Source organism: Hyphomicrobium sp., assembly GCF_035572195.1.
In the GTDB taxonomy this organism is placed as follows: domain Bacteria; phylum Pseudomonadota; class Alphaproteobacteria; order Rhizobiales; family Hyphomicrobiaceae; genus Hyphomicrobium_B.
Genome location: NZ_DATNBA010000079.1, coordinates 1 through 8149 on the forward strand (window position 1 = coordinate 1; position 8149 = coordinate 8149).

General features: G+C 60.6%; 8 protein-coding genes and 1 pseudogene. 6 read left to right on the top strand and 3 right to left on the bottom strand.

Going from position 1 to position 8149, the window contains the following annotated elements; translation table 11 throughout:
* The coding region (locus VN623_RS07110) for a glutathione binding-like protein (RefSeq protein ID WP_325569542.1) at positions 1-405 on the top strand (405 nt) is incomplete at its 5' end.
* 12 nt (positions 406-417) lie between these two features.
* Positions 418-1038, top strand: a complete 621-nt coding sequence (locus tag VN623_RS07115) for a pyridoxamine 5'-phosphate oxidase family protein (RefSeq protein WP_325569545.1) — start codon at positions 418-420, stop codon at positions 1036-1038.
* On the opposite strand, the gene VN623_RS07120 is transcribed toward VN623_RS07115, so the two are convergent.
* From VN623_RS07120 to VN623_RS07130, 3 genes are read right to left on the bottom strand one after another with little or no spacing between them, the layout of a single operon-like run.
* Entirely contained in the window at positions 1039-2382 is a 1344-nt protein-coding gene (locus VN623_RS07120) for an APC family permease (protein WP_325569547.1), read from the bottom strand.
* 44 nt (positions 2383-2426) lie between these two features.
* Positions 2427-2906, bottom strand: coding sequence for a hypothetical protein (locus VN623_RS07125; protein ID WP_325569549.1), 480 nt, complete (start codon positions 2904-2906; stop codon positions 2427-2429).
* A gap of 26 nt (positions 2907-2932) precedes the next feature.
* A complete protein-coding gene (locus VN623_RS07130; protein ID WP_325569551.1) occupies positions 2933-3844 on the bottom strand; it encodes a ParA family protein in 912 nt (303 codons plus the stop codon).
* Positions 3845-4123: 279 nt separating this feature from the next.
* Here VN623_RS07130 and glmM point away from each other — a divergent pair, with 279 nt between their 5' ends.
* The 4 genes and pseudogenes from glmM to VN623_RS07150 form a co-directional block, all read left to right on the top strand.
* On the top strand, positions 4124-5470 hold the full coding sequence (gene glmM / locus VN623_RS07135; protein WP_325569553.1) for a phosphoglucosamine mutase: 1347 nt from the start codon (positions 4124-4126) through the stop codon (positions 5468-5470).
* A 232-nt stretch (positions 5471-5702) separates the two neighbouring features.
* On the top strand, positions 5703-6515 hold the full coding sequence (locus tag VN623_RS07140; RefSeq protein ID WP_325569555.1) for an outer membrane protein: 813 nt from the start codon (positions 5703-5705) through the stop codon (positions 6513-6515).
* Positions 6516-6807: 292 nt separating this feature from the next.
* Positions 6808-7683 (top strand): outer membrane beta-barrel protein, encoded by an 876-nt coding sequence (locus VN623_RS07145; protein WP_325569557.1) that lies wholly within the window; start codon positions 6808-6810, stop codon positions 7681-7683.
* A gap of 124 nt (positions 7684-7807) precedes the next feature.
* Positions 7808-8149, top strand: a pseudogene (locus tag VN623_RS07150) (phosphoserine aminotransferase); the annotation flags it as partial.

The following is an 8149-nucleotide window of genomic DNA, read 5'->3' on the forward strand; positions in this document are numbered from 1 at the left end:
AATAGCCAGACGATTTTGGTCTATGTGGCGCGCAAGTGGGGTGGCGAGGCGTGGCTGCCGACCGATGCTATATCGCTGGCGCGCGTTGCGCAGTGGCTGATGGTGGCCGAGAACGAGATTGCGCGCGGTCCCGGCGACGCCCGACTGCACGACAAGTTCGGTTATAAACTCGACGTGGCGCAGGCCCGCGACAACGCCAAGCGCATTTTGTCGATCTTCGAAACGCACCTAGCGCAAAACGAATGGCTGGCGCTTGGCCGGCCGACGATCGCCGATATCGCGTGCATGCCCTACATCGCACTCGGTCATGAAGGTGGCGTGCCGCTCGATCCTTATCCGGCGGTCGCGGCGTGGGTGTCCCGCGTCAAAAAACTTCCGGGCTTCATCGGGATGCCCGCGATCTAAGGCAATCGAGCCATGTCACACCCAGCATCCGACGTCGCGTTCTCGCCGTCCGTCAAAGCCGAGCAGGTACGTCACGGGTCGCGGGCGCAGTACGAGCGCATGGAGCAAGGCAAAGGCTGGTCGAGCACGATTACGCCCGATCTTGCGGCTTCCATCGCTGAAGCACGTTCGTTTTATCTGGCGACGGCCAGCGCCGAGGGGCAGCCCTATATCCAACATCGCGGCGGTCCGCGGGGATTTCTCCGCGCGCTCGACGACAAGACGCTGGCTTTCGCGGACTATCGGGGCAACCGGCAATACATCACTACGGGCAACCTCGCCGAAAACCCGCGCGCCTACATTTTCATCATGGACTACGTGCGGCAACGCCGCACGAAGCTTTGGGGTCGGGCGAAGGTCGTCGAGGGTGACGAAGCCTTGCTGTCGAAACTGATTGACCCCGGATATCGGGCCATGCCGGAGCGTGCGATCGTCTTTACGCTCGAAGCCTGGGACCGGAATTGCCCGCAACACATTCCGAGGATGCTGCCATTCGACGACGTCGCCGCCGCCATCGGCCGTCTCGAGAAGCGGATTTCCGATCTCGAAGCTGAGAACGCAAGGCTGCGCGAGCCCGCGAGGGTTGCGTCGTAATCACTGCGGATCTGGCCTCGCTGAGCGCAGCGCTGCAAAAAGTCCTACGCTGGCCAGCAGGATCAGCCCGGCGAGTGCCGGGGCTCGCCATTCGAGGCTTGATAGCCGCGTAAGAAGCAGCGCCGCGCAGACGGCCATGCCGGCGATGGGCAGAAATAGCGGAACCTCGAACTGGCCGGGTGCTTCGCCGGGTCTTCGTTTCAAAACGACCAGTGCGGCGTTGACGGCGATGAAGACGATGAGCAGCAATAGCACCGTGGCCGCGGCAAGGTCGGCGATGCTGCCGCTGACGACGAGCAGCAACAACACGGCCAACAGAGCCGCTATTGCGATGTGAGGCGTTCTGCGAATGGTATGCACGCGCCCTAGCCCTTTCGGCAACAGACCCTGGTCGGACATGCCGTAGATCAATCGCGAGGCGGTGACGTAATTGACGAGTGCGGTATTGGCGACGGAGAAGAGGGCGATAAAAGTCATCAGACCGGATGGTACGCTCGGTGCGCTGCGCTTCATGACTTCGGTCAGCGGGCTCGGGGCTTCGGCGAGTGCCTGCCAGGGCACAACGGATACTGACGTTATGGCAACGGCGACGTAGAGGACGGCGGCCGCAAGGGTCGCGATGATGAGACCCGCCGGAATCGTCCGCGCCGGATTTTTGCATTCCTCGGCGACATTAATGGCATCCTCGAAACCGATGAAGGCGAAAAAGGCCAGCACCGACGCCTGAAGCACGATCACCGCGAACGCGGTGTCGGCGCGATCGGCGGGTGTCTCGAAGTAATCCACGGTGCCCCAGTACGAAAGACCGGAGGCGATGACGAGCAGCAGGCCCGAGACCTCCATGAGCGTGCAGACCACGTTGATCCACATGCTCTCGCGAATGCCGCGGAAGACGATGCCTCCCAGGATCAGGAGAAAGCCGACTGCGATGACTGTCGGCGGCAATGCCTCAAGGCCCGTGATATCCGCCAAGATCGCCGCGAAAATCTTCGACTGCGTCGCGACCGATGTCAGGCCCGAGGCAACGAGCGCCAGTCCGATCGTGAAACTCAAAACGGGAATGCCGAAGGCACGTTCCGTCACGTAGGCGGCGCCACCGGCACGCGGATAACGCGAGCCGAGAGAAGCGTAGGACAGCGATGTCAGCAGCGCCGCAAACAGTGCGACGAGGAACGACAGCCAGACCGCGGAGCCCGCCTGACCGGCAGTCTTGCCGATGAGGCCATAGATGCCCGATCCGACCATGCTGCCGAGAGCATAGAGGGCGAGTTGTGTCGTCCCGATGGAACGGCGAAGCCGCGGCTCGCCTTCGGCATCCATTTGATCCTGGGTGTCGGAGGTCACGCGTTACACTCCGGATATAACTGCCGGCGGAGCGGCGTTGGCGGTCAGCTTGCGGCGGCTTTTCGATCCGCCAGCCTCTGCTCAGCCGCAACCACGATGGCTTTGCGGATGTCCTCGGGCCGTTTCAGTTTCGGGGCGATGGCGACGTGCTGAGCCTCGGCAAAAATTCGGAGATTCTCGGCCGATTTGATCTCTTGCAAGCGCTTCAGCAGCCCGTCGCGGCCAAACTTCGCCAGTACGACGATGGCCGAGAAGAGGTAGGGATTGAAGGCATTGGCTTCGGCGCGACGCTCCGCCGGTTGCGCCAAGTCTGCAAGATTTGACGGTGCGCTCGTCCTGCCGGCTGCCGGATTGTCCTTGCCAGCCTCGGGCATATCCCAAACCAGCGCGCGATTGACGGCTTTGTTCAGAGCCTCCGCAAGCCGCTCGGTAGTGGCATCGTCGAGTGCGGTCTCGCGGCGTATGTGGGCGCGAAAAAAGGCGCGCATCGTGTCGCCGGGCCAGAGCTGCCTGCCTTTGCTCATGATCGTGCCACCGGATCCTTGCGCGGTTAGGAAACCGCCGCGACTTTCGCATTTTTACCCGAAACGACGCCGTCGATCATACGTGCAATCTCATTATGAAGCTCTTTAACGTCGCCGGCAGCATCGGAATACTTGGTATCGATTGGACGCAGCTGGCCGATATAGTCGAAGGCATTGGCGATGCCGTTGCGCTGCGGCAGGAAGGTTTCGAGGACGGGGTGAACGAGGCTTATTTCCTCGATCATCATGTAGTCCTTGTCGTCGTTGCGGACGTAGTTTGCGAGGCACGCGTAACGGCGTTCCTCGGCCGGTATGGAGGATAGATCGTCGAGATTGCGTTTGTCCTCGATCAGCATCGCGACGCGGTCGACGGCGAGTTGAGACACGTAATCGGGCCGGAACGGAACAATAACCTTGTCGGCCGTCTTCAGTGCCGCCAGCGCCGCGAACGAAAGGCCGGGCGCGCAATCGAGGATGACGACATCGTAGTCGCCCTCGAAGCGGCGGATCAGGCTTTCCATACGGCCGCGGACGCGGTTTGCGACGACTTCGGGATTGTTGCTCTGGTTCGCCTGCTTCAGATAGAGCTCGCCCTGAATATCTTCGAGAAGCAGCGATCCCGGCACCAGGGCGATGGGCGCCGGTTTGCCGTTGGCCGCCGAGACATCGCCGACATTCTTTGCGACGTAATCGCGGGCGTTCGCCGGAATGCCGTCGAAAAGATCGTAAAAATAGTCGGCGATCGTTTTTCCGGCCTTGCGGGCCTCGTTCCATCCGTGACCGCCCATCAGGATTAACGAAGCATTGCATTGGGAATCGAGGTCTATGACAAGAACGCGCTTGCCGCCGTGAACGCTGAGGGCGTGGGCGAGCATTACCGCGACGGTGGATTTGCCGACCCCGCCCTTGCGGTTCGCGACTGCCAGAAACACTGCCATAGGCCGATACCCCTCAATTTTATGCGCCCGGCACCCGTCTTCGCCGTCCGCATCACGCTATCGTCGCGTAGTCGACCTATGAGCCGATTCCGTGACCCTATCCAAGCCGCCCCGAAAGAGCCAGTATCGAAGATGGTGCTACAACAGTTACGAGAAGTGGTGCGGAATTTGCGTTCGCTCAATCATCTGATGTCATGATCAGACGATCATAGGCACGAAAACGGCGGTGCTAGGCCCCCGGTCTTCGCCGCGAGTACGAATTTGACGACGGGAGATGACATGTCGCGCCGATATTTCGGGACAGATGGGATCAGGGGGCTGGCCAACCGGCACCCGATGACGTCGGAGGTGGCTCTGAAGGTCGGGATGGCGGCGGGAACCGCGTTCCGCTCCGGCTCTCACCGTCACCGCGTCGTCATCGGCAAGGACACGCGGCTTTCCGGTTACATGCTCGAAGCGGCCCTGATGTCGGGTTTTACGTCTGTCGGCATGGACGTGTTCCTGCTCGGGCCGATGCCGACGCCGGCCGTTTCGATGCTGACGCGGTCGCTGCGCGCCGATCTCGGCGTCATGCTGTCGGCGTCCCACAACCCTTCGCAGGACAATGGCATCAAGCTTTTCGATCCGGACGGGTACAAGCTTTCCGACGACATGGAGCGGCGGATCGAAGATCTGATCGACGCCGACTCGAAGACCTTGCTCGTCACTGCCGATCGCATCGGCCGAGCCACGCGAGTTGAAAGCGCGCAGGAACGGTACATCGAATTTGCCAAGCGCACCCTGCCCAAGCACCTGCGCCTTGCAGGCGTCCGCATCGTTATCGATTGCGCCAACGGCGCAGCCTACAAGGTGGCGCCTGAAGCGCTTTGGGAACTCGGCGCCGAGGTGATCAAGATCGGCGTCGAGCCGAACGGCCACAACATCAACCTCAACTGCGGTTCGACGTCACCGCAGGCGCTGGTCGACAAGGTCAAGGAATTCAGGGCCGATATCGGCATCGCGCTCGACGGGGACGCCGATCGTGTCGTCATCGTCAACGAAAAGGGCGATATCGTCGACGGCGATCAGCTGATGGCGGTCATCGCGGAGAGTTGGCATCAGAGCGGCCGGCTTGCGGCGGGTGGCATTGTCGCGACGGTGATGAGCAACCTCGGCCTCGAGCGCTACATGAAATCGATTGGTCTTTCGATGACGCGGACGCCGGTCGGCGACCGCTACGTCACCGAACACATGCGCAAGCATGGCTTCAACGTCGGCGGCGAGCAGTCGGGCCACATCGTGCTTTCCGACTTCACGACGACGGGCGACGGCTTGGTTTCGGCGCTGCAGATCCTGGCCTGCGTCGTTTCCACGGGCAAACCGGTTTCGGAAGTCTGCAACCGGTTCAACCCGTTACCGCAGATCCTGAGGAACGTTCGCTACGACAGTGGCCGGCCGCTCGAGGACAAGCGCGTCGTCAAAGCCATCGAAGGCGCCAGGCTCAAGTTAGGCGACGGCGGCCGGCTCGTGATCCGCCCGTCCGGCACCGAATCCGTGATCAGGGTCATGGCGGAGGGCGATGACGAGCAGGTGGTGTCGAGCGTCGTCGGCGACATCGTCGAAGCCGTGAAATCCGCTGCGGCCTGATCGCAGATCGATTTTCTTTCTGTCTAAAAACACCTGACCATCATGGCCAGCTTAACCCGGCCATGGAGTGAGAGTCCGCCGTTTACGTCTCGTTAGGATTCGCCCGGCGAAGCGTTTCAATTCCCGACGCCAATTAAGTCTCCCTTAAACGTTCTTCGTAATAGTCGGGGCTGGTTCAAGTAACCGGTCGGGCGCCGTTTCTGCGTTAAGCCGGCTCGGAAAGGGAAATGACATGCTATCTACGCGTAAGGTACTTCTCATTAGCGCGGCTCTCATCCTCGGCGGTACGCAGGGTGCATTGGCGGCTGATCTCTATGGCGGCAGCGGCCTCAAGGATGCGCCGGTGATGGCGCCGATGCCGGCGGCGTCGGCCGGGTGGTACATCCGCGCGGATGGCGGGTATAACTGGTATCAGAACCCGTCGATCGAACTGGATCAGGGGTTCGTGGCGCACGATACAAATATGGACGGCACGTGGAGTGTCGGCGGCGGTATTGGTCGTTACTTTGGTCACGGGTTTAGAGGCGATATCACGGTTGATCATCTTTTCGATTCGAACATCGAAAGCACGTTTTGCGGCTGTGACGGCACTGCAGCGAATGCCAAATTCGACTTCAGTAGCACCGTCGTGCTTGCCAATATCTATTACGACTTCAACCGCGGTGGCCGCTTCGTGCCGTACATCGGTGCCGGTATCGGCTTCGCGCACAATGAGACGGACTCCGGTTCCGTTACGGAGGGATGCAGTTGCGAAGGAACGATCGGCAAAGGCTCCAGCAACAATTTCGCGGCAGCAGCCATGGCTGGCGTTTCATGGCGCATTCGCGGCGGCGAGACGACGTACGTCGGCGGTCTGAAGGATGAGCCGGTGGCCGTGAGCGGCGGTCACGCGCTCTACCTCGATGTCGGCTATCGCTTCCTCTATCTCGGCGACGTCAAGACGGGCGACATCACGTGGGACGTTGCGGCCCCAGCCGTCGATCCCGACGTTAAGAATATTACGGCTCACCAGATCCGTGTCGGCCTTCGGTACGACCTGAACTAGGCGAGCGAGCATTCGGGCGCTTCGGCACCCGCGAGAAGATTGAGGGCAGGGGCGCAATTATCGCGCCTGCTCTCGCCAGTAAATGCCAAAGGTGCGGTCTGTGCCACGGCGCTTCGCGTTTAATGTCCCGGTTGCTGTGACGCGTAGCGTGCTCCACCATTTGTGAGCGCACGGGACTGTCTTGTTTGAAGCTCCTGCCTCCCTCCCTCGGCTCGGGTTAGCGCGCGTAGCGTTGAACAGAGTCTTGAGCAGCGCGATTTTGTGCGCTCGTGGCATTGAGGGATGGGCGATAATGAAATTTCACAAAGCCTGGGTTGCGACGGGGTTTGCTCTGGCGCTTCTTTCCGCGCCGGCCACCGCCGCCGATTGGGGCGGCATCAAGGAAATTGGTGGCGACATCCCGATTCCTGTTCCGGCTCCCGCTCCGGTGCCGACGTACGATATCTATTCGGACTGGTACGTCGGATTCGCGATCGGCGCCAACGTTCTGCAAGATGCGACGATCACGGACACGGATACCGATTATTCTAGGAATAGTAGTCCGGGCCACTTTGCACGCGACAGCAGCGACATTGGCACGTCGCCGATTTTCGGCTTGAACTTCGGCCGCTACTTTACGCCGTCGCTGCGCGCCGAAATTGCGATCGACTACTCGCCTGATGCGCAAATTAGCAAAAGCGGCATACCACCCTACAATGTAACGAATTCTGATGGTACCGATACAAACCATTTTAGAGTCGATCGCAGCGACACGGTGGAGTTATCGCGTACGACCGGCCTTGTGAATTTGCTCTACGATATCAACACAGGCACTCGCTTTACGCCTTATATCGGCGGCGGTGTCGGTTTCTCGTGGCGCAAGTTGCGCCGAAACTATTCAGAACACTACTCTTGCATAGGTTCTTGCTCCCCGTTTCCTGCGCCGTCGTCGGCCTCGCCGTTGTTGGGTTCGAGCACGAAAGAACAGATCGATTTCGCGGCCGCGGTGCAGGCGGGTATCGCCTACAACATCACGGATTCGATCACCTGGGATAATGGTTGGCAGATGCTTTGGGAGTCCAACTCAATAGCATCCGTTGCCCCGTCTGCCTCCGGCGTGAACACGATCGTCTTTAAGGACTCCGTCCTTCAGCAATTCCGCTCCGGCATTCGCATCAAGTTTGACTGAAAGCTGCGCACCTTTGTTGTCGGTGCCTGAAAAGGCGGTCGATTTGGCCGCCTTTTTCGTTGTGCGCATGTCGTGCTAAGACGCCCGGCGCGGTGCCCTGATGGCCGCGCCACGAGAGAGTCCGATGTCGCAGAACCCAAAACCAAAAGCAAAGCCCGCTCGACCGTTCTTCTCATCCGGACCTTGCGTAAAGCGTCCAGGCTGGCAGCCCGACGTGCTCGGCAATGCTCTGGTTGGCCGCTCGCACCGTTCTGTTGAAGGCCGCGCCCGCCTGAAACTTGCCATCGATCTAACGCGCGAGGCGCTGCGCCTGCCGCCGGGCTATGAGGTCGCGATCGTTCCGGGCTCCGATACCGGCGCCCTCGAACTTGCCTTGTGGAATTTGCTGGGTCCGCGGGGCGTCGACGTTCTGGCGTGGGATGTTTTCGGGCGCAACTGGCTGCGCGATGTGGTCGAGGAATTGAAG

What these genes read in the sequence shown, in the direction of transcription:
- VN623_RS07115 (WP_325569545.1), top strand. Translation starts at nt 418, where the DNA reads ATGTCACACCCAGCATCCGACGTCGCGTTCTCGCCGTCCGTCAAAGCC.
- VN623_RS07125 (WP_325569549.1), bottom strand. Translation starts at nt 2,906, where the DNA reads ATGAGCAAAGGCAGGCAGCTCTGGCCCGGCGACACGATGCGCGCCTTT.
- VN623_RS07130 (WP_325569551.1), bottom strand. Translation starts at nt 3,844, where the DNA reads ATGGCAGTGTTTCTGGCAGTCGCGAACCGCAAGGGCGGGGTCGGCAAA.
- glmM (WP_325569553.1), top strand. Translation starts at nt 4,124, where the DNA reads ATGTCGCGCCGATATTTCGGGACAGATGGGATCAGGGGGCTGGCCAAC.
- VN623_RS07140 (WP_325569555.1), top strand. Translation starts at nt 5,703, where the DNA reads ATGCTATCTACGCGTAAGGTACTTCTCATTAGCGCGGCTCTCATCCTC.
- VN623_RS07145 (WP_325569557.1), top strand. Translation starts at nt 6,808, where the DNA reads ATGAAATTTCACAAAGCCTGGGTTGCGACGGGGTTTGCTCTGGCGCTT.